Annotated in this window: 20 protein-coding genes and 2 pseudogenes; 14 read left to right on the forward strand and 8 right to left on the reverse strand. The window is 72.0% G+C overall.

Annotated elements, in window-relative coordinates; all coding sequences use genetic code 11:
• Window positions 1–51: 51 nt before the first annotated feature.
• Both FHS34_RS12910 and FHS34_RS12915 read left to right on the forward strand, forming a co-directional pair.
• Window positions 52–924, forward strand: coding sequence for a helix-turn-helix domain-containing protein (locus FHS34_RS12910; RefSeq protein WP_184964537.1), 873 nt, complete (start codon window positions 52–54; stop codon window positions 922–924).
• A complete protein-coding gene (locus FHS34_RS12915; protein ID WP_184964539.1) occupies window positions 921–1175 on the forward strand; it encodes a DUF397 domain-containing protein in 255 nt (84 codons plus the stop codon). The genes FHS34_RS12910 and FHS34_RS12915 overlap by 4 nt, the downstream gene beginning before the upstream one ends.
• Here FHS34_RS12915 and FHS34_RS12920 read toward each other — a convergent pair.
• Window positions 1134–1784, reverse strand: a complete 651-nt coding sequence (locus FHS34_RS12920; protein ID WP_184964540.1) for a class I SAM-dependent methyltransferase — start codon at window positions 1782–1784, stop codon at window positions 1134–1136. The genes FHS34_RS12915 and FHS34_RS12920 overlap by 42 nt on opposite strands.
• Window positions 1785–1868: 84 nt before the next feature.
• Here FHS34_RS12920 and FHS34_RS12925 point away from each other — a divergent pair.
• Window positions 1869–2304: pseudogene (locus FHS34_RS12925) on the forward strand (protein kinase domain-containing protein); the annotation flags it as partial.
• 399 nt (window positions 2305–2703) lie between these two features.
• Here the strand turns inward: FHS34_RS12925 and FHS34_RS12930 are convergent.
• The gene (locus tag FHS34_RS12930) at window positions 2704–3018 is read right to left on the reverse strand and encodes a branched-chain amino acid transport AzlD family protein (protein ID WP_184964542.1); all 315 of its coding nucleotides are present in this window, start codon (window positions 3016–3018) and stop codon (window positions 2704–2706) included.
• Complete coding sequence (locus FHS34_RS12935; RefSeq protein ID WP_184964544.1) at window positions 3015–3722, reverse strand: AzlC family ABC transporter permease; 708 nt, start codon at window positions 3720–3722, stop codon at window positions 3015–3017. The genes FHS34_RS12930 and FHS34_RS12935 overlap by 4 nt, the downstream gene beginning before the upstream one ends.
• A gap of 69 nt (window positions 3723–3791) precedes the next feature.
• On the opposite strand from FHS34_RS12935, the gene FHS34_RS12940 reads away from it, so the two are divergent.
• A complete protein-coding gene (locus tag FHS34_RS12940) occupies window positions 3792–4355 on the forward strand; it encodes a helix-turn-helix domain-containing protein (RefSeq protein WP_184964546.1) in 564 nt (187 codons plus the stop codon).
• Between the two features lie 92 nt (window positions 4356–4447).
• On the opposite strand, the gene FHS34_RS12945 is transcribed toward FHS34_RS12940, so the two are convergent.
• Window positions 4448–4651: a cold-shock protein gene (locus tag FHS34_RS12945; protein ID WP_003992177.1), complete on the reverse strand. Its 204-nt coding sequence runs from the start codon at window positions 4649–4651 to the stop codon at window positions 4448–4450.
• 286 nt (window positions 4652–4937) lie between these two features.
• Between FHS34_RS12945 and FHS34_RS12950 the strand changes: the two genes are divergently transcribed.
• The 8 genes and pseudogenes from FHS34_RS12950 to FHS34_RS12985 all read left to right on the forward strand — a co-directional run bounded on the left by FHS34_RS12950 (window position 4938) and on the right by FHS34_RS12985 (window position 14588).
• Window positions 4938–5786, forward strand: a complete 849-nt coding sequence (locus tag FHS34_RS12950) for a menaquinone biosynthetic enzyme MqnA/MqnD family protein (RefSeq protein ID WP_184964548.1) — start codon at window positions 4938–4940, stop codon at window positions 5784–5786.
• Window positions 5787–5933: 147 nt separating this feature from the next.
• A complete protein-coding gene (locus FHS34_RS12955) occupies window positions 5934–7991 on the forward strand; it encodes a serine/threonine-protein kinase (protein WP_184964550.1) in 2058 nt (685 codons plus the stop codon).
• A 133-nt stretch (window positions 7992–8124) separates the two neighbouring features.
• Window positions 8125–10593: a protein kinase domain-containing protein gene (locus tag FHS34_RS43435; RefSeq protein WP_184964552.1), complete on the forward strand. Its 2469-nt coding sequence runs from the start codon at window positions 8125–8127 to the stop codon at window positions 10591–10593.
• A gap of 82 nt (window positions 10594–10675) precedes the next feature.
• Window positions 10676–11458: a prepilin peptidase gene (locus tag FHS34_RS12965; RefSeq protein ID WP_184965290.1), complete on the forward strand. Its 783-nt coding sequence runs from the start codon at window positions 10676–10678 to the stop codon at window positions 11456–11458.
• Between the two features lie 71 nt (window positions 11459–11529).
• Window positions 11530–12729, forward strand: a complete 1200-nt coding sequence (mqnC, locus tag FHS34_RS12970) for a cyclic dehypoxanthinyl futalosine synthase (RefSeq protein WP_184964554.1) — start codon at window positions 11530–11532, stop codon at window positions 12727–12729.
• 17 nt (window positions 12730–12746) lie between these two features.
• Entirely contained in the window at window positions 12747–13346 is a 600-nt protein-coding gene (locus FHS34_RS12975) for a hypothetical protein (RefSeq protein ID WP_184964556.1), read from the forward strand.
• A gap of 242 nt (window positions 13347–13588) precedes the next feature.
• Window positions 13589–13869, forward strand: a pseudogene (locus FHS34_RS12980) (acyltransferase family protein); the annotation flags it as partial.
• Between the two features lie 23 nt (window positions 13870–13892).
• Window positions 13893–14588 carry a demethylmenaquinone methyltransferase gene (locus FHS34_RS12985; RefSeq protein WP_184964558.1) on the forward strand — a complete coding sequence of 232 codons (696 nt, stop codon included), beginning with the start codon at window positions 13893–13895 and terminating at the stop codon, window positions 14586–14588.
• Here FHS34_RS12985 and FHS34_RS12990 read toward each other — a convergent pair.
• Together FHS34_RS12990 and FHS34_RS12995 are read right to left on the reverse strand one after the other, a co-directional pair.
• Window positions 14575–14892 (reverse strand): PASTA domain-containing protein, encoded by a 318-nt coding sequence (locus FHS34_RS12990; protein WP_184965292.1) that lies wholly within the window; start codon window positions 14890–14892, stop codon window positions 14575–14577. The genes FHS34_RS12985 and FHS34_RS12990 overlap by 14 nt on opposite strands.
• 109 nt (window positions 14893–15001) lie before the next feature.
• Window positions 15002–15520, reverse strand: coding sequence for a GNAT family N-acetyltransferase (locus FHS34_RS12995; protein WP_184964560.1), 519 nt, complete (start codon window positions 15518–15520; stop codon window positions 15002–15004).
• A 47-nt stretch (window positions 15521–15567) separates the two neighbouring features.
• Here FHS34_RS12995 and FHS34_RS13000 point away from each other — a divergent pair, with 47 nt between their 5' ends.
• Complete coding sequence (locus FHS34_RS13000) at window positions 15568–16902, forward strand: geranylgeranyl reductase family protein (RefSeq protein ID WP_184964562.1); 1335 nt, start codon at window positions 15568–15570, stop codon at window positions 16900–16902.
• Window positions 16903–16941: 39 nt separating this feature from the next.
• Here FHS34_RS13000 and def read toward each other — a convergent pair whose 3' ends face one another.
• Both def and FHS34_RS13010 read right to left on the reverse strand, forming a co-directional pair.
• On the reverse strand, window positions 16942–17565 hold the full coding sequence (gene def, locus FHS34_RS13005) for a peptide deformylase (protein WP_184964565.1): 624 nt from the start codon (window positions 17563–17565) through the stop codon (window positions 16942–16944).
• Window positions 17566–17778: 213 nt separating this feature from the next.
• Complete coding sequence (locus FHS34_RS13010; RefSeq protein WP_184964567.1) at window positions 17779–18627, reverse strand: C40 family peptidase; 849 nt, start codon at window positions 18625–18627, stop codon at window positions 17779–17781.
• Window positions 18628–19371: 744 nt separating this feature from the next.
• On the opposite strand from FHS34_RS13010, the gene FHS34_RS13015 reads away from it, so the two are divergent.
• Window positions 19372–19731: an NADH-quinone oxidoreductase subunit A gene (locus FHS34_RS13015; protein WP_003992243.1), complete on the forward strand. Its 360-nt coding sequence runs from the start codon at window positions 19372–19374 to the stop codon at window positions 19729–19731.
• Window position 19732: the final 1 nt, after the last annotated feature.

Here is a 19732-nt window from a genome sequence, read left to right on the forward strand (position 1 = left end):
GACCCGGCGACTGTACGTAGTCGTACGGGCGCGGCTCGTGTGGAGTACGGCATGTCGGAGGGTGGCGTGACAGAGGAACGGCGACCGGAGACCCCGGCGGAGGTCAACGGGGCGGCGGCGGTCTTCGTCGTCCTGGGCAAACAGCTGAAGCTGCTGAGGGAGAAGGCGGGGCTGAACCAGCGGGAGTTCGGCGGTCTCGTGGGGTACGGCCCCGACCAGATCTCGGCGATGGAGCGAGGGGTACGGACGCCGAGGCCGGAGTTCCTGCAGAGGGCGGACGAAATCCTCAAAGCAGATGGGTTGTTCGCGGAGGTCATCCCCCAGGTTGAGGAGGCGATGAGCCGGGCGCGGACCAGGCATCCGGAGTGGTATCGCAGCTATGCCGCGATGGAGGCGGAGGCTGTGGAGCTGCATCACTACTCCAATCACGCCGTGCAGGGCTTGCTGCAGACCGAGGAGTACGCGCGGGCGGTGTTCGCCAAGCGGCGGCCGTTCCTCAGCGAGGAGACCATCGAGAAGCGGGTGGCCGACCGTCTGTCGCGTCAGCAAGTGTTCGAGCGCCTGCCGGCCCCAGTAGTCAGCTACGTCCTGGAAGAGGTCGTGCTCGACCGGCCGATCGGTGGACCACGCGTCCACGCCGGGCAGCTGCGCCGCTTGCTGGACGTAGGCACCATGAGAAACGTGGAGATTCAGGTGATGCCAACGCTCTTGCAGGAACACCCCAACATGGATGGCGCGTTCAACCTCCTCGTCCCCAGGGGCTACCCGCAGGTCGCGTACACGGAGATCCAGGGGTACCCGCGGCTGATCACCGACGCCGAAGAGGTCAGGAAGATCGCAGACCGCTATGGGATCATGCGAGCCATGGCACTTCCGCCCCTGGAAACCCGGGCGTTGATCGAAACGAAGCTGGAGACGCTATGAGCGGCGCGGAACTCAATTGGTTCAAATCCAGCCACAGCGGCGGTGAAGGCGGCGATTGCCTCGAACTCGCCTACCACTGGCGCAAGTCCACCCACAGCAGTGGCGAAGGCGGCGAGTGCGTAGAGGTCGCCCCCCACCCCGCCGCCATCCACATCCGCGACTCCAAGCGGCCCGGCGCCGGGCATCTCACCGTCGGCCCGGTTGCCTGGTCAGGCTTTCTTCTGGGCGAGAAGGAACGCCTGCGGGGTTGACTCGCCGTGGGCCTCGACGCGTTCGCGCACGGTGCTGGAGCGGAGGGCGAATCCCGCGTCCGACAGCAGCTCGGCCATCTGTTCGGGGCGGCGACGGTGGAAGTCCAGGATCACGTCCCGGCCCCAGGGGCGGTCGAGGCGGAGCGGCGCGTCGCCCACCTGGAAGGCGAGCAGGAGACGGCCGCCCGGAGCCAGTACGCGGTGGAACTCGGTCATCAGGGACGGGAGTTCGTCCGTCGGGGTGTGGATGCTGGAGTACCAGGAGACGATCCCGGCCAGGGAACCGTCGGTGAGGGGAAGCTCCAGCATCGAGCCCTGTTCGAACCGCAGCGCGGGATGTTCGCGGCGGGCGATGGCGACCATGGACTCGGAGAGGTCCAGGCCGTAGACGGACAGACCCAGGCCGGCCAGGTGGGCGGTGATCTCGCCGGGGCCGCAGCCGAGGTCGGCCACCGTGCCCTCGGGGCCGACCTGTTCGGCGTACGCGCCGAGCAGCGCCCGCTCCAGCGGCCTGGCGGCAAGGGGGTTGCGGAAGTGTCCGGCGTAGTCCTCGGCGACGGTGTCGTAGAAGGTGCGGGCGGCGGTCACGAAGTCTTCGGTGTCGGTCATGGGGAGGGACCGTAGCGGGCCGCACTGACACCCCCCTTAGGCTGCTGCCCTTGGCCAAAGCGTCACACCGGGGGTACCGGGCCGATGAACCACGTGACGCTGCAGGCGGACGACACGCCGGTGGTGGCGGGTTACCGGCTCGCCGCCCGGCTGGGCGCGGGAGGGGGCCGGGCGGCGCGGAGGCCCGGGGGCGTACACCGCGGAACTGATCGACGCCGACCCGGACGGCGCACTGCCCTGGCTGGCCACGCTGTACGTTTCCGGCCCGTCCCTGGCGCAGGCCGTGGCCCGGCGCGGGCGGCTTCCGGTGCAGGCCGTGCTGTGGCTGATGGCGGGGGTGGCCGAGGCGTTGCAGGCCATCCATGCCGAGGGTGCCGTACACCGGGATTTGAAGCCGTCGAACGTGCTGCTGGCCGCCGACGGGCCCCGGGTGATCGACTTCGGGATCGCGCTGGCCGCGGACGGGACGTCGTACACGGCGACCGGCAGCACGATCGGCACGCCCGCGTTCATGGCCCCGGTCATGGACGCGAAGGACCGGCCGGGTGGCCGGGACGCGGCGACGGGTTTCACGGCCTCCGGCGGAGGAGCGTCGGCCCGGTCGTCGGCGTCCGCGTCGGTGTCCGCGTCCGGTGCCTCGCCTGGGGGCGCGCGCCCGGAGGGGTTCCCCCAGGTGCGGCTGGACGGCGGCGGCCTAGGGGGTTTCGTTTGGATCAGGTCGGATCAGGCCGCGGCGTCCGGTGATGGGGGTACCTCCCACGCCGTTCAGGCAGTGGGGGAGCATCGCAAGGCGGAGGATCATCCGCGTACTGGGCGTACTCGGGTGGTCCGACAACGCGGCGTGGGGGTACCCCCGGCCGAAGGCTGGGGGAGTGCCGTGCCGGGCGTCGCGGACCCGGGCTGATCCAAACGAAACCCCCTAGCCCATCCCCGCCAGCCGCAGCAGCGCCGTCGTCGTCGCCGCGCCCAGGACGACGAGGGCGAAGGGCGCCCGGCGCCAGGCCAGGGCGGCGCCGGCCAGGACCCCGGCGGGGCGGGCCCAGCCCGCGAAGCCGCCGGCCTCGGTCAGGGCGCCCGTGGCCAGCAGGGCGACGAGCAGCACCACCGCGCCGGCCGAGGCCAGTTCCTGGACCCGGGGCGGGACGGTCACCCGGCCGTGCAGCACCGGGCCGACCAGCCGGAAGGCGTACGTGCCGACGGCCAGGGCGAGGATCACGGCGAGCGTCGGGTTCACGCGGCGGCTCCCGGCGCGGCGGCCGGGCGCCGGTGCAGGAGCAGCCCGGCGAGCGCGAGCAGCACCGGCACCCCGGCCGGGACGGCGGGCGTGGCCGCGAGTGCCAGGGCGGCGCCGAGCAGTGCGCAGCGTCGTACCGCCGCGTCGGCGCGCAGGATGGGCAGGACCAGGGCGACCAGGACGGCGGGGAAAGCCGCGTCCAGGCCGTAGCGGGCGGTGTCGCCGAGCGCGCTGCCCGCGAGGGCGCCGGCCAGGACGCCGGTGTTCCACACGGCGAACAGGCCGAGCCCGGATATCCAGAACGCCCGCCGCTGCCGTGCCGGGTCCGGCTGGGCCAGGGCGAAGGCGACCGTCTCGTCGGTGACCAGGTGGGCGCCGAGGAAGCGGCCGGCGCGGCCGGTGCCGAGGATCTCGGCCACGGCCAGACTGAAGGCGGCGGTCCGGGTGTTGAGGAGCAGCCCGGTGGCGACGGCGGCGGCCGGGCCGCCCCCGGCGAGCAGCACGCCCACCGCGCTGAACTGGGCCGATCCGGCGTACACCACCAGTGACATCAGCACCGGCACCCAGACCGGCAGCCCGCCGGCGACGGAGACGGCGCCGAAGGAGACGCCAACGACACCGCTGGCCAGCCAGACGAGCGAGCTGTCACGGACCAGGGAGCGGTCTCCGGCCGCACCTGTGGTTGTTCGCTGTACCGAACGCATGTTTCCTAGAATGAACAGCGAACGCCTCGTTCGTCAAGGCGAACGATCGTACCGATGGAGCGAACGGTCATGTCCGAGGTACCCGCCCGGCTCCCGCTGGAGTGGATCGCCGCCTCCCTGAAGCGGGAGCGCGGCCGTGCCGGTCTGTCCCTGTCCGAGCTGGCCAAGCGCGCCGGTGTCGCCAAGTCCACGCTGTCCCAGCTGGAGGCGGCGAGCGGGAACCCGAGCATGGAGACCATCTGGGCGCTCGCGGTGGCGCTCGGCGTGCCCTTCAGCGCACTGGTCGAGCCGCCCGCGCCGGCGATCCAGGTGATCCGGGCCGGGGAGGGGCCCACCGTCCGCTCCGAGCAGTCCAGCTACCTGGCCTCGCTGCTCTCCGCCTGCCCCCCGGGCGCGCGCAGGGACATCTATTACGTCTGGCTGGAACCCGGATCCGTACGGGATTCCGAGCCGCACATTCCCGGGACCACCGAGCACATCGTGGTCGGCGAGGGGAAGGTCAAGGCGGGGCCGCGCGGAGAAGCGGTCGAGCTGGGACCGGGGGATTACATGTCGTATCGCGGGGATGTGCCGCACGCGTACGAGGCGCTCGCGGACGGAACCAAGTTCGTCCTGATCATGCAGCACATGTGAACCGGAAATGAACCGGAAAAGGCAGGAGCCCCGTTGCCGGACGGCGCGGGGCTCCTTGGGTACTGCACTCAGGTTCTGCGATCAGGCAGTGATCAGACGGGGGTGACGTTCTCCGCCTGCGGGCCCTTCGGACCCTGGGTCACGTCGAAGCTCACCTGCTGGTTCTCCTCGAGGGAGCGGAAGCCGGAGGCGTTGATCGCGGAGTAGTGAACGAAGACGTCGGGGCCGCCGCCCTCCTGGGCGATGAAGCCAAAGCCCTTTTCGGCGTTGAACCACTTCACGGTTCCGGTAGCCATAAGCCCTCCTTGGGCTCAAAAGGGTTGCCCTGCTCCAGAACCTGCACGTGCGAAACGGTGCTGCACAACTGCATTCGTCTGAAAACGACGAGAGCCCGCGGTCACATGCTCCGCAGGCTCTGTACTGCAAGGGAAACCAAACTGCAACTTGCGGCGAGCCTAGCACGCGGGCAGCCGAAAGCAATAGGGATCAAGATCACGTCACTCGGATGTTTGAACCTTCGCTAGCCCGTTTGGGGGCGGGGTCGGTCCCAGCACCGTACAGCACGGGGTCTAGTCTCGCGATGTGGACAATTCTCGCACCCGGCCGCGCGTCGGCCACATCCAGTTCCTGAACTGCCTGCCCCTCTACTGGGGGCTCGCGAGAACCGGCACCCTCCTCGACTTCGAGCTGACCAAGGACACCCCGGAGAAGCTCAGCGAGCAGATCGTGCGCGGCGACCTGGACATGGGACCCGTCACCCTCGTCGAGTTCCTCCGCAACGCCGACGACCTCGTCGCCTTCCCGGACATCGCCGTCGGCTGCGACGGCCCGGTGATGTCCTGCGTGATCGTCTCCCAGGTCCCGCTGGAGCAGCTGGACGGCGCCCGGGTCGCCCTCGGCTCGACCTCCCGCACCTCGGTCCGGCTCGCCCAGCTGCTGCTCGCCGAGCGGTACGGCGTCCAGCCCGACTACTACACCTGCCCGCCCGACCTCAGCCTGATGATGCAGGACGCCCAGGCCGCCGTACTCATCGGCGACGCGGCCCTGCGCGCCAACCTCGTCGACGGCCCGCGCTACGGCCTTCAGGTCCACGACCTGGGCTCCCTGTGGAAGGAGTGGACCGGCCTGCCGTTCGTCTTCGCGGTCTGGGCGGCCCGCCGGGACTACGTGGAGCGCGAGCCGGTCATCACCCGCAAGGCCCACGAGTCCTTCCTCGCCTCCCGCAACCTCTCCCTGGAAGAGGTCGGCAAGGTCGCCGAACAGGCCGCCCGCTGGGAGGCGTTCGACGAGGCGACCCTGGCGCAGTACTTCACCACCCTCGACTTCAGCTTCGGCGGCCCGCAGTTGGAGGCCGTCGCCGAGTTCGCCCGCCGCATCGGCCCGACGACCGGTTTCCCGGCGGACGTGAAGGTGGAGCTGCTGGGGGCCTAGCCCTTCGTCCCGCCGTCACCTCCGCACCTGGTCCCCCCGCGTCGGTTCGGCGAGCGGTTTCCCGGCGGACGGGAGGGCCGGGCTGCTGCGGCTCCGGCCCCTCGTCACTACGCTGCTGTCCACCAGGCGTTGGGGGGAGAGTGCGCCATGCAGCCGCTGGAAGTCGACGAGCCGGCCACCGTCGGGCCGTACCGGCTGCTGGGCCGGCTCGGCTCCGGTGGCATGGGCCGGGTCTATCTCGGCCGCAGCGCGGGCGGCCGTACCGTCGCCGTGAAGATCGTGCACCCGCACTTCGCGCTGGACGAGGAGTTCCGCGCCCGCTTCCGGCGCGAGGTGGAGGCCGCCCGGCGGGTCGGCGGCGCCTGGACCGCGCCCGTCCTGGACGCGGACCCGGAGGCCGCGGTGCCCTGGGTCGCCACCGCCTACGCGGCCGGCCCCTCCCTCGCGGCGGCCGTCTCCGAGGGCGGCCCGCTGCCCGCGCACACCGTGCGGGCCCTGGGGGCGGGGCTCGCCGAGGCGCTGACGGCCGTACACGAACAGGGCCTCGTCCACCGCGACGTGAAGCCCTCCAACGTCCTGCTGACCCTGGACGGGCCGCTGCTGATCGACTTCGGCATCGCGCGCGCCATGGACGGCACGGCGTCCCTCACCTCCACCGGCGTCTCGATCGGCTCGCCCGGTTACGTGTCGCCCGAGCAGATCCTCGGCAAGGGCGTCACCGGCGCCGCGGACGTCTTCTCCCTCGGTGCCGTCCTCGCCTACGCGGCCACGGGGGAGCAGCCCTTCCGCGGTGACTCCTCGGCCGCGCTGCTGTACAAGGTCGTCCACGAGGAGCCCGAACTCGGCGGGCTCGACGGTGAGCTGCGCGAGCTGGCCGCGGCCTGCCTGACCAAGGACCCCGCCGCCCGGCCCGGCCCCGCCGAGGTCAGCCGGCGGCTCGCCCCGGAAGGTGCCGCCCGGCTGGTCGCGGGCGGCTGGCTGCCGGGCACCCTGGTGGAACAGGTCAGCCGCGGCGTGGTACGCCTGCTCAACCTGGACACACAGGAGACGGCACCCTCCGGGCCGGTCGGCTTCAGCACCCCCTCGGTACCGGGAGCCACGGGCTCCGGTTCGGTGGGGGGCGGGGCGGGGGGTTCGGGGGCTGGTGCGCTTGAGGGGCGGTCGGCGGGTCCGGGTTCCTCGGCGGCTGGTGCGCTTGCGGGTTGGGCGGGTCCCGGTTCCTCGGCGGCCGGTCCGGTGGTCCAGAGTGCTTCGGTGGGCGGGGCGGCGGTCCCGGGTGAGGGGACTTCGGGAGGCGGCGGGGGATTCGGGCCCGCGCCCGTGATGAACCCGGGGACGGGGGCGGACGCCGGCCCGACGGGCGGCTCCGGCGGCTCCGGTGACGGGAGCGCGGGGACTTTCGGTTCGGCCGGCGCGGCCGCGGGGCCCTTCGGCCCGACGACCGGCGTGGGCGGAGTGCCCGCCGGAGCGACCGTCGTGCCCGGGCCGCGTGACGTGCCGCCGCCCGGCCGGGTCACCGTCAGCGTCGCTGCGGACTCCGCACCGGGGGAGGGCGGCCGGGGCCGCCGGGTGAGCTGCACGGTCGTACTGGCGGTCGCCGGCGCGCTGGTCGTGGCGTCCGTGGGGCTCGGCGCCCTGGTGCGGCCCTGGTTCGAAGGAGGCGGCGCGGACACCGACGCGAGCAGCGGCACCGCCCGCTCCCCGGCGCCCGCCACGACCAGCGGCAGCCCGGCCACGGGCGATCTCCCCGCGGGCGGCGGCCCCACCACCCGAGGCCCCGGCCAGGGCGGCTCCCCCACCGGCAGCCCCTCCGCGGGCAGTGCCTCGGCGGGCGTCCCCACCCCCGGCCCCGGCGCGATCCCCGGCCGCTACCTCGGCAGCTGGGAGGGTCAGGCCACCGGCCTCGGCGGCAGCCTGCCCATGGGCACCTTCCGCGTCACCGTCCATCAGGCCGCCGTCGGCGAGGAGCTGGGACGGCTCCGGCAGACCGACCAGATCGGAGCCGTCTGCACCGACATCCTCACCCTGAAGAAGGTGACCGGGACACAGATCCTCGCGACCTCGGTGGGCGCCGCCGGCAACCACGCCGGCTGCGACCCCACCCCGCACCAGATCGAGTTGACGCCGGTCGGCGACGATCTGAGGTACACGTCGGACAGTTCGGAAGAAGGCAACCCGACTTCGCGGATGTCAAGGGTCGGTTAGCCCGCTCCACCCAGCCCCTGTCGCTCCGCCGCACCCCGCCGTCACTACTGTGTCCGCGTTGGCGAACGCCGGCCCACACGTATCGGCCACGCCGGGCGTACCACGCGACGGGGAAGGACGGGAAGATCCCGCCATGGAGACACTGCAGGCTGACGACCCGCGCGAGTTGGGCAGCTACCGGATGCTGGGCAGACTCGGAGCCGGCGGCATGGGCCGGGTCTATCTGGCCCGCTCGCCCGGCGGGCGGACCGTCGCCGTCAAGGTCGTACGTCCCGACCTCGCCGCCGACCCGGGCTTCCGCGAACGCTTCCGGCACGAGGCCGAGATAGCCCAGGCCGTCTCCGGCCAGTACACCGCCGCGGTCGTGGACGCCGACCCCGAGGCGCCGCTGCCCTGGCTGGCCACCTCGTACGTCCTCGGCCCGGACCTGACCGAGGTCGTCGCCACGCACGGTCCGCTGCCGGAGCACACCGTGCGCGCGCTCGGCGCCGGGCTCGCCGCCGCGCTCCAGGAGATCCACGCGGCCGGTCTCGTCCACCGCGACCTCAAACCGTCGAACGTGCTGCTCGCCGCGGACGGCCCGCGCGTCATCGACTTCGGCATCGCGCGCGCCGTGGACGGCACGCGGATGACCCAGACCGGGGTCGTGGTCGGCTCGCCCGGCTACATGCCCCCGGAGCAGGCCATGGGCAAGGACGTCGGCCCGGCCGGCGACGTCTTCTCCCTCGGCGCGGTCCTCGCCTTCGCGGCCGGCGGGCGCAGCGCCTTCGGCGACGGGGCCGCCTCGCACGCGGCGCTGCTCTATCAAGTGGTGCACGGGGACGCCGACCTGACGGGCGTACCGCGCTCGCTCCTCGGCCTGGTCCGTGCCTGTCTGCAGAAGGACCCGGCCGGCCGGCCCGCGCCGGCCGAGATCGTCGCCGCGCTGGCCCCGGGGGGCGTCGAGGGCGTCCTCCGCGACTGGCTGCCCTCGGCCGTCGCCTCCACGATCGCCACCCACGCGGCCGGGATCCTGGACCTGGAGGCACCGGAAGCGCAGCCGCCGGCGGCGGGCGGCGCGGGTGCCGCCGCCGGTGCCGCCGGTGCCGGGTTCGGCCCCGCGCCGACGATGCTGGCCGGTGCGGGGACGCCTCCCGGCGGGATCGGGCAGCCCGTGGGCGGGTACGGCGTGCCTTCCGGTGGGGGCGGGCAGCCCGTGGGCGGGTACGGCGTGCCTTCCGGTGGGGGCGGGCAGTCCGCGGCCGGGTACGGGTACCCGCCCGCGCAGGCCGCCGGCCACGGCACGCCTCCCGGCGGCACCCCGGGGCCCGCGCCCGGGTACGGCACGCCCGTGGACGGGACCGCCGTACCCGGCACCGTGCGGCTCGACGCTTCCGGCTCCTCCGCCGCGCGCCCCACCCGGCGCCGCGCCCTGTCCCTCGCCCTCGGCGGTGCCGCCGCCGTCGCGGCCGTCGGCGGGGGCGCCGCCTGGTGGTTCGGCCGGGACACCCAGGCCGACGTCACCGGATCCGGAGGCGGGCGCGGCGTCTCGGGCGAGCCCGCCGCCGAACACTTCACCACCCCGCCCCCCGGAGTCGCCCCGCAGCCGCTGTGGCACCGGGAACTCACCGACGACGGCGCCAGCGCCGTACCGCTGCTCGTCCACGACGGCCTGCTGCTGATCAGCGGCGACCCGCTGGTGGCGTACGACGTGAAGACCGGCAAGTCCCGCTGGTCCAAGCCGGACCTCGTGGTTCCCGGCTCCCAACTGCTCTACCACGACGGCCGGATGTATCTGCCGGACGGCGAGTACGACGGCGTCCTCATCGCCCGCGACGCGGCGACCGGCGAGGAGGTGTGGCGCAGCCGGCTCGGCAAGCGCATCGACATCGAGGACACCATCGCCATCGACGACCAGCACGTCTACGTCGCGGCGAGCGACTTCAGCGAGTCCAAGAGCGCCACCGACTACCGCACGGCGGTCGCGGCCGTCAGCCTCGCCACCCGCAGGACCGTGTGGATCCAGAAGCGCGACTGGGGCACCGACGACTACGACGTCGAGGGCTCCGTCTCCGGGAAGTACCTGGTCTACGCCGACTCCAAGTTCAACCTCACCGTCCGCGACACCGCCACCGGCGCCCAGCTGTGGACGAAGAAGCTCGGCGACGACTGGTCCTGGCGGCCCACCGCCTCCGACGGCCTGGTCTTCCTGCCCGGAGACGAACTGACCGCCGTCGACCTGAAGACCGGGGCGACCCGCTGGACCCTGTCCCCGAGCGGCCGCCGCGGTTTCTACCCGCCCACCGTCATCGACGGCGTCCTCTACGTCGGCGACCACGACCGCGGCATCTGGGCCGTCGACGTCCACACCGGCAAGCGGATCTGGCTGTGCGAGGACAACGACCGTGGCGCGCCGGAGGTGTTCGTGAAGTACGGCACCACCCTGTACTGCGGTGCCCAGGCCGTCGGCGGCGGTGTCGTGGCCCTGGACGCGAAGAGCGGCCGCAAGCGCTGGAGCTGGACCGACAACAAGGGCACCGGCGACCAGTGGCAGATCGCCCTGTCGGGCAGCCGGCTGCTGATGGCCAACGGCGACGACGTGTACGCGATGCCGGCCGTCTGAGCCGGGTAGGAACCAGGGCAGGCGCACGGGGTGACGGGGTGACGGGGTGGGAGGCGTGGGGGGCGTGGGAGACGTGGGCGACGTGACCACGGGGCTGCTGGTGCTCGTCGCCGCGGTGTGGGGCGCGTCGGCGGGCGCGCTGCTGCCCCGCGCCGCCTACCGGTTCAGCGTCCCTTCCGACGAGCCCTGGCGGGACCGGTGCCCCGACGGCCACCCACTCCGCGGCTGGCTGGGCGCGGCGCGATGCGGCACCTGCGCCCACGCCGGCTCACCCCCCACCACGGACCCGCGGCCCGACGCCTCCGTCTCCTCCCACGCCCCCGACACCCCCTCCGGTGTCCTCCTCGCCTCCCTCACCGCGCTCGTCTGTGCCGTCCTCGCCGTCGCCACCGGCACCCGGCCCGAGTTGGCGGTCTGGCTGCTGCTCGCGCCCGTCGGCGTGCTGCTCGCCGCCGTGGACTTCCGCGTGCGGCGGCTGCCCGACCCGCTGACCCTCCCGCTCGCCGCGACCGCCCTCGCCCTGCTCGGCCTCACCGCCCTGCTCCCCGAACACGCCGGCCACTGGCGTACCGCGCTCTACGGCGCCCTCGCGCTCGGCGCCGGCTACTACCTGCTCTACCGCATCAACCCGGGCGGCATGGGCTTCGGCGACGTGAAACTGGCCGTGGGGGCGGGCGCCGTACTCGGCTGGTACGGCTGGCCCACCGTGCTGCTCGGCACCTTCGCCGCGTTCCTGCTCGGCGCGCTCTACGGCGGCGCGCTCGTCCTGGCCCGGCGGGCGGACCGGAAGACGGCCGTGCCCTTCGGCCCGTTCCTGCTCACCGGCACCCTCATCGGGCTGCTGATCGGCGCGTACACGGCCTGAGGTCTTTGGCCCGAAACGGCTGGCGTAGGCTGGTTCGGTCTGCCCCCACCGCTTGACGAAAGGGACGCCCGGTGACCGAGAAGGCCGACCTCCAGTCCGTGCTCGACCGAGCCGCGGCGGGCGGACGCATCACGCCCGAGGAGGCGCTCGACCTCTACCGCGACGCGCCCCTGCACGCCCTGGGCGCCGCCGCCGACGCCGTACGCCGCCGCAAGTACGCGGGCACCGAGCACATCGCCACGTACATCATCGAGCGGAACATCAACTACACGAACGTGTGCGTCACGGCGTGCAAGTTCTGCGCCTTCTACGCGGCCCCCAAGGACACCGCGAAGGGCTGGACCCGCGACCTCGACGACATTCTGCGCCGCTGCGCGGAGACCGTCGAGCTGGGCGGCACCCAGATCATGTTCCAGGGCGGCCACCACCCCGACTACGGCGTCGAGTACTACGAGAAGCACTTCAAGGCCATCAAGGACGCCTTCCCGCAGCTCGTGATCCACTCGCTGGGCGCGTCCGAGGTCGAGCACATGGCCCGGATCAGCGGGGTCTCGGTCGAGGAGGCCATCACCCGCATCCACGAGGCCGGCCTGGACTCCTTCGCCGGCGCCGGCGCGGAACTCCTGCCCGAGCGCCCCCGCAAGGCCATCGCGCCCCTCAAGGAGAGCGGCGAGCGCTGGCTGGAGATCATGGAGACCGCGCACAGGCTGGGCGTGGAGTCCACCTCCACCATGCTCATGGGCACCGGCGAGACCAACGCCGAGCGCATCGAGCACCTGCGGATGATCCGGGACGTACAGGACCGCACGGGCGGCTTCCGCGCGTTCATCCCGTACACCTACCAGCCCGAGAACAACCACCTGAAGGGCCGCACGCAGGCGACCCTCTTCGAGTACCTGCGGATGATCGCCATCGGCCGTCTCTTCATGGACAACATCCAGCACATCCAGGGCTCGTGGCTCACCACCGGCAAGGAGGTCGGCCAGCTCTCGCTGCACTACGGCGCGGACGACCTCGGCTCGATCATGCTGGAGGAGAACGTGGTCTCCTCGGCCGGTGCCAAGCACCGCTCCAACCGCCAGGAGATCATCGACCTGATCCGCAAGGCGGGCCGGGTCCCGGCGCAGCGCGCGACGACGTACGAGCACCTCGTCGTCCACGACGACCCGGCGAACGACCCCGTCGACGACCGCGTGGCCTCCCACATCTCCTCCACCGCGATCGAGGGTGGCACCGCCCACCCCGAGCTGAAGCTTCTGGCGTCCAACTAGGGCCGGCCGGGCGTTCCGTGCTGACACTTCACGTTGCCGAACAGTCGCCCGAGACGGCGGTGCTGGTCGACGGGGCGTCCGTCGCCGCCGTCGGCCGGTACGAGGAACTGGCCGACGCCGACCCGCGGGCGCGGGTGCGGCGCTGGCCCGGCATCCTGACGCCGGGACTGCTGAACCCGTACGGTCCGGAGCTGCTGGAGGCCACGTACCATCCCGACCCGCGCGAGGCCGATGCCCTCGGTACCGAGCCCATCGGCGGGGAGCGTGCGCGGGCGATCTTCCGCGCCGATCCCGCCCGCCTCGGCGCGAGCGCGCGGCGGGGGGTGCAGCGGATGCTGGCGCACGGAACGGTGGCGGTGGCCGGAGAGCTGCGGTCGAGGGCCGTGGTCGACGCGGTGCGCAGGGCCGGACTGGCGATGGGTCAGCGGCCGGACCGCCTGCCGGGCCCGGCGGCGCTGTCCCCGACCCCACTGATCCTGCTGCCGAAGCTGGTGCCGGGCGGTCCCGCCCGCTTCGCCGTGTTCGACGTCGCCGACCGCGCCGAACTGGTCCGGCGCGGTGCCGGGACCTGCGTGGCGACCGTGATCGGCGGCCGGCTGGTGTACCGCGGCCGCTGATCACGGCCCGGGCCGGGGACGGTCCGCTCAGCCCGCGAACGCCTCCGCGAACGCCCCCGGGCTCTGCTCCACCCCGCTGCAGTCGGTCGCCGCGTCGTCCTGCCCGGACTCCCGGTCAGCGCACCGCCGACCGCGGAACGTGGCACACATGGACACCGGGGCGATCCGCTGACGCGCCGCGAACCTCCGTACCCGGGCGGCGTCGGAGAGGATGAGCGTCCTGGGCGAAGGCGTAATCCCGGATCGACTTCGCCCGGCCGGCCCGGTTCCGGCGCCTGGACCGCACGGCCACCGTGTTCCACGCGCGTGCGGTGACGGTCTACGTCTGGCACGAGATCGCGCTGACCCTCGTCGTCCCGCTGATCGACCGGTTCTGGGGCGTGCCGGCCTTCGAGAGATACCCGCCCCTGGACAGCCAGTGGTTCCTGTTCGCGTCGGCCGGGTCCTCCTCGCCGGCTCCGTGCTGACGTGCGGCTGGGTGGAGGACGTCGCGGCACGCAGGAAGCCGAGGCTCCTGCCCTGAGAGGGGGCTGCAAGAATGGGCGGGTGACCCGCGCTTCCCTGAACAAGCAGCCGCACGAAGTCGCCTCGATGTTCGACGACGTGGCGGAACGGTACGACCTGACGAACGACGTGCTGTCGCTCGGCCAGGACCGGCGCTGGCGCAAGGAGGTGGCGGACGCGGTCGACGCGCGCCCCGCGCAGAAGATCCTGGACCTCGCCGCCGGCACGGCCACCTCCTCGCTGCCCTTCGCGCGGACGGGCGCGTACGTCGTCCCCTGCGACTTCTCCCTGGGGATGCTCCAGGTCGGCAAGAAGAGGCACACCTGGCTGCCGTTCACCGCGGGCGACGCGACGAAGCTGCCCTTCAAGGACGACACCTTCGACGCCGTGACGATCTCCTTCGGGCTGCGCAACGTCCAGGACACGGACGCGGCCCTGCGGGAGATGTACCGGGTCACCCGGCCCGGCGGACGCGTGGTGATCTGCGAGTTCTCCCATCCGACCTGGGCGCCGTTCCGCACCGTCTACACCGAGTACCTGATGCGGGCGCTGCCGCCGGTCGCGCGCGCGGTGTCCTCGAACCCGGACGCGTACGTCTATCTCGCCGAGTCCATCCGGGCCTGGCCCGACCAGCCCGCGCTCGCCGGGCGGCTGCGCGAGGCCGGCTGGTCGAAGGTGGCGTGGCGCAACCTCACCGGCGGTGTGGTCGCGCTGCACCGCGGCTTCAAGGCGAGCTGAACCCGGCCACCGCGTACGGGTCGCCGGGCTGGTCCAGCTCCCGTTGCAGCCCCCCTCCGGGCGGTTTCGGGATGCGTGGTTCACGCACGCCCCCGCCGCCCTCGCCCTCCCCGAAGTCGAACCACACGTACACCATCGATTCCCGCGGCACCTCGGCACCGGGCTGCGGGTACTGGCGCACGACGTAGTCGACGACGGCGAGGTGGAAGTCCGGGCGGTCCGGCGCGTTGAGGAACAGGCCCCGCGCCCGGGCCGTTTCGCGCGCGTCGACCGCCATCAGACCGACCAGACGGGGCACGCACACTTCGGGTGTCTTGGGTGTTATACGCACAGATGTCACCCCCAGCGGTACTGGCAGGGTAACTCTCGCGCGGCCCGCCCGGAAGGCGCCGGTGTCTTTCCGTGACAGATGGCTACGGTGCGTCACCAATTCTGAGGCGGAAGCAGAGCGCCGACTCGTTCAGCGTCGGGTGCGCATAGCTCTCCGCCCGCTCCATGCCGAGCCGTCGCGTCACCGCGATCGACCGCTCATTGCCCGGCCACACCATGGCCACCACACCCGGCACCCCGGCCGCCCGCACCCGCCGGACCGTCTCCCGCGCCGCCGCGGTGGCGTACCCCTTGCCCCAGTGCGCCCGCCCGAGCCGCCAGCCGATCTCCGTCTCGCCGACCGGGCCCCAGTCCGGCCGCCACGGCTGCGCGCCGGTGAAGCCGATGACCTCACCGGACTCGTCCAGCAGGGTCCACAGACAGAAGCCGAGTTCCGCGTCGTGCCGTCGCTGGCGCGCGGTGAGCTCCTCGTAGACCGACAGCGCGGCGGGCTTGCCGCCGTGGAACTCCATGACCTCCGGGTCGGCGAAAACCCGGTGCCAGGCGAGCGCGTCCTCGTGGGTGGGAACGCGCAGCCGTACCGCGGGGAGAGGTCCGTTCACAAGGCAGCCCTTCAGCCGGGTGATCAATTCTGCTGAATAGACTGCCCATGTCCAGTGCCGGTCGGCACGCAGATTTCGAACCTTGGGGAGATCCCGCCGTGACCGAGCCCCTCTCCGACCACACCGCCGATGTGATCGTCGTCGGCGCGGGGCCAGCCGGCTCCACGACCGCGTACCACCTCGCCAAGGCCGGTCTCGACGTCCTGCTCCTGGAGAAGACCGAGTTCCCGCGCGAGAAGGTGTGCGGCGACGGCCTCACCCCGCGCGCGGTCAAGCAGCTCGTCTCCATGGGCATCGACATCTCCGAGGAGGCCGGCTGGCTGCGCAACAAGGGCCTGCGCATCATCGGCGGCGGCAGCCGCCTCCAGCTTGACTGGCCGGATCTCGCCTCCTTCCCGGACTACGGACTCGTCCGCAAGCGCGACGACTTCGACGAGCAGCTCGCCCGCAACGCCCAGAAGGCCGGCGCCCGCCTCCATGAGCGCTGCAACGTCTCCGGGCCCGTCGTCGACGACCGCACCGGACGCATCACCGGCGTCACCGCCAGGCTCGGCGAGGAGAAGCGCGAGGTCACCTTCCACGCGCCGCTCGTCGTCGCCGCCGACGGCAACTCCACCCGCCTGTCCCTCGCGATGGGCCTGCACCGCCGCGAGGACCGCCCGATGGGCGTCGCGGTGCGGACGTACTTCGAGAGCCCCCGCCACGACGACGACTACCTGGAGTCCTGGCTGGAACTGTGGGACCGCCGCGGCCCCCAGGACCGCCTGCTGCCCGGCTACGGCTGGATCTTCGGCATGGGCGACGGCACGTCCAACGTCGGCCTCGGCGTCCTGAACACCTCCGCCTCCTTCAAGGAGCTGGACTGGCGCGAGATCCTCAAGGCGTGGTGCGCCTCCATGCCGGCGGACTGGGGCTACACCCCGGAGAACATGACCGGCCCGATCCGCGGCGCCGCCCTGCCCATGGCCTTCAACCGCCAGCCGCACTACACGCGCGGCCTGCTGCTCGTCGGCGACGCCGGCGGCCTGGTGAACCCCTTCAACGGCGAGGGCATCGCCTACGCCATGGAGTCCGGCCAGATCGCCGCCGACGTCATCGTGCAGGCCCACGCGCGCGCGACGCCCGCCCAGCGCGAGATCGCCCTGCAGCGCTACCCGCGGGTCCTCAAGGACACCTACGGCGGCTACTACACGCTCGGCCGTGCCTTCGTGAAGCTCATCGGCAACCCGAAGGTCATGCAGATCGCCGCCCAGCGCGGTCTGACCCACCCGGTGCTGATGAAGTTCACCCTGAAGCTCCTCGCGAACCTCACCGACCCCACGGGCGGCGACGCGATGGACCGCATCATCAACGGTCTGAGCAAGGTGGCCCCGAAGGCCTGACCGGCGCCGAGGGCCTGACCGGCGCCGGCGGCCGTCCGGCTAGGAGCGGAACGCGGCTTCCCGGGCGGCCCGGCGGGCGTACACCTCGTCCCGCCGGTCCGCCATCTGCCGCAGCGCGTCCTTCTTGTCCCGCTTCGAGAGCCGGTCCAGATAGACGTGCCCGTCGGTGTGGTCGGTCTCGTGGGCGAGGCACCGCGCGAAGTACCCGGTGCCCTCGACGACGACGGCGTTGCCGTCCCTGTCCTGCCCGCGCACGACGGCCCGGTCCGGCCGCGGTACGGCCATCACGGCGCCGGGAACCGACAGGCAGCCCTCGCCCTCGTCCAGCAGCCGTCGCCCGCTCGTGGGTGTTTCGAGCACCGGATTGACGATGTGTCCGACATGCCGGACTCCGTCGTCATCGGGGCAGTCGTACACGAAAAGCCGCAGATCGACCCCGACCTGATTCGCCGCCAGTCCCGCCCCGTCGGCGATGTACATGGTGCGGAACATGTCGTCGATGAGCGCACCGAGGTCGGGCCCGAACTCCGTGACGTCCCGGCACGGCTTGTGCAGCACCTGCTCGCCGACCTCGGTGACGCGGCGCACGGCACCGCGCCCGGCCTCGGGGGAGTACCGGGGGAACCGGTCGACGGGGCTGCCCTGTACGAACACGCGTGGCATCGCGCTGTCTCCTTCGCTCGTCGGCGGACCGCCGTCCGGCGGCCCGGGCCGAGCATGTCAGGGACGACACCGCGCGCAGGGGCAATCAGGGGACAAGCAGGGGACGAGACGCCCGGCCCGCGCCGGAGGCCGGTGCGGGCCCCGGGAACGACGCAAGGGCCGCTGCCCCCGAGCGGCTGCGGCCCTTACGCGCGTGCGAGGTGCGGGATGCGCTCAGAGCACCCGCACGGCGCCGGTGGGCGGGTCGTACGACAGCGGACGCTCCACGACGCCGGTGGACGGGTTCTGCGCGCCCACGAACATGCCGTCGCCGACGTACACCGCGACGTGGTACGCGCTGCCCGCGCTGCCCCAGTACAGGACGTCGCCCGGCTGCAGGTTGCTCAGCGAGACCTGGGTGCCGGCGGTGGACTGGTCCTGGGAGACACGCGGCAGGCTGACGCCGACCTGCTTGAAGGCCGTCTGCACCAGGCCGGAGCAGTCGTAGGCCGAGGAGCCGGTGGCGCCGGAGATGTACGCCTTGCCGATCTGCGCCTTGACGAAGCTGACGACCGCGGCGGCCGAGCCGGTCGCCGTGGACGTGCCGGTGGACGTGGACGTGTCGGTGGACGTGCCGGTGGAGGTGGAGGTGGAGCCGCCGTCCGACGTGGTGGACAGCGTGGTCCGCTCCGCGCTCCGCGCCGCGCGGGCGGCGGCCTGGATGCGGGCCTCCTCCTGCGCCTTCTTCCTGGCCTCGGCCGCCTTCTTCTTGGCCTCGACGAGGTCCGCCTTGGCCTGCTTCGCCGCCTTTGCGGCAGCCGCGTCACGCTCGGCCTGCAGCTGGTAGTGCGCGGCGGCCTGCTCGGTGGCGTCGGCCGACTGGGCGGTCAGGGCGGCCAGGTCGGCCGTCAGGGTGGGCAGTTCGAGGGTCTGCGTCACCGGCTCGGCCGCGTTCGCCGAGCCGGACGCCCCGGCGACTGCCAGGGTGCCGAGAACGCCACCGGCAACTCCGGCCCGCACGGCGAGGGTCGACGCGCTGCGGCGGGGCTTCCGGTGGCTGCGTATGTGAGCGGTGTGGGACATGGGAACAACCGGTACCAGGGGCTCCTTCATATCTTCAAGAAACGTGTGCTGCGCCACAGTTGCTCAACGGGGGCCCGGAATCCCGGGCGTGTCGCCCTTTATTGACGCCGTAACGGACATTGCGGACGCCCGTGATCAAGCCCTTGATCACGGTCTTTGATCATTACGTCCGAATTGCCCCACGCCTACCACTGGTTGAGGTGGTTGGCCAAGCCCGGTTCTCATGACCCTCTCATGGATGTGGCGGAGGTCACGGAACGGTTACCGGAATCCCCGCGTCCCCCGCATGCGGACTTCGTGAACGCGTGCACGCGTCCCGGCCCGCGTCCACATCCGTCGCGCGCCTCCCTCCGAGGTGTGAACGCGCCCCACTATCAGCCGTCCCCGTCCAACACCAATTTGCATGCAGCGGAACTCTCTTGATATTGAGACGACCCCTCCGGCCTGGGATGACAAGCGAAAATGTCACTTCTGGTGATCAACTGAACGCTTCGCGTGTGAAGATCACTCATCATCCGACTTCATGATCCTTCGTCAGGTGGTGGAGATCACAAAGCTTGTGGAATACCCCGTGTCGCAGATCACAGAGCGGCGGGCATAAGATGCGAGGCAGTTGGGCTTGTGACCTGCTTCACATGTTCTCGATCTTCGCCCGGGACGAGCGGGACTCGTGGGACCGGTGAGGCGGATGTGAGCCCAGTGCAACCGCCAGCAGTCAGTGCCGACTGAGAGGAGCGAGGAGCGGTGAACGCGTATGCGCCCATCCTCGTACTGGGAGCCCTCGGGGCAGGCTTTGCGATCTTCTCCGTGGTCATGGCCACGCTGATCGGTCCGAAGCGGTACAACCGCGCGAAGCTCGAGGCCTACGAGTGCGGCATCGAGCCGACCCCCACGCCGGCCGGCGGCGGGCGCTTCCCCATCAAGTACTACCTGACGGCGATGCTCTTCATCGTCTTCGACATCGAGATCGTCTTCCTCTACCCCTGGGCCGTCACCTTCGACGCCCTGGGGATCTTCGGGCTCGTGGAGATGCTGCTCTTCGTGCTCACCGTCTTCGTCGCCTACGCGTACGTATGGCGGCGCGGCGGCCTGGAATGGGACTGAG

It is taken from the genome of Streptomyces echinatus (genome assembly GCF_014203595.1).
Taxonomy (GTDB): domain Bacteria; phylum Actinomycetota; class Actinomycetes; order Streptomycetales; family Streptomycetaceae; genus Streptomyces; species Streptomyces echinatus.

Excerpts from the sequence above, each read along its gene's own strand:
- FHS34_RS12910 (WP_184964537.1), top strand. The coding sequence starts at position 52 with ATGTCGGAGGGTGGCGTGACAGAGGAACGGCGACCGGAGACCCCGGCG.
- FHS34_RS12915 (WP_184964539.1), top strand. The coding sequence starts at position 921 with ATGAGCGGCGCGGAACTCAATTGGTTCAAATCCAGCCACAGCGGCGGT.
- FHS34_RS12920 (WP_184964540.1), bottom strand. The coding sequence starts at position 1,784 with ATGACCGACACCGAAGACTTCGTGACCGCCGCCCGCACCTTCTACGAC.
- FHS34_RS12935 (WP_184964544.1), bottom strand. The coding sequence starts at position 3,722 with ATGCGTTCGGTACAGCGAACAACCACAGGTGCGGCCGGAGACCGCTCC.
- FHS34_RS12940 (WP_184964546.1), top strand. The coding sequence starts at position 3,792 with ATGTCCGAGGTACCCGCCCGGCTCCCGCTGGAGTGGATCGCCGCCTCC.
- FHS34_RS12945 (WP_003992177.1), bottom strand. The coding sequence starts at position 4,651 with ATGGCTACCGGAACCGTGAAGTGGTTCAACGCCGAAAAGGGCTTTGGC.
- FHS34_RS12955 (WP_184964550.1), top strand. The coding sequence starts at position 5,934 with ATGCAGCCGCTGGAAGTCGACGAGCCGGCCACCGTCGGGCCGTACCGG.
- FHS34_RS43435 (WP_184964552.1), top strand. The coding sequence starts at position 8,125 with ATGGAGACACTGCAGGCTGACGACCCGCGCGAGTTGGGCAGCTACCGG.
- FHS34_RS13000 (WP_184964562.1), top strand. The coding sequence starts at position 15,568 with ATGTCCAGTGCCGGTCGGCACGCAGATTTCGAACCTTGGGGAGATCCC.
- def (WP_184964565.1), bottom strand. The coding sequence starts at position 17,565 with ATGCCACGCGTGTTCGTACAGGGCAGCCCCGTCGACCGGTTCCCCCGG.
- FHS34_RS13010 (WP_184964567.1), bottom strand. The coding sequence starts at position 18,627 with ATGTCCCACACCGCTCACATACGCAGCCACCGGAAGCCCCGCCGCAGC.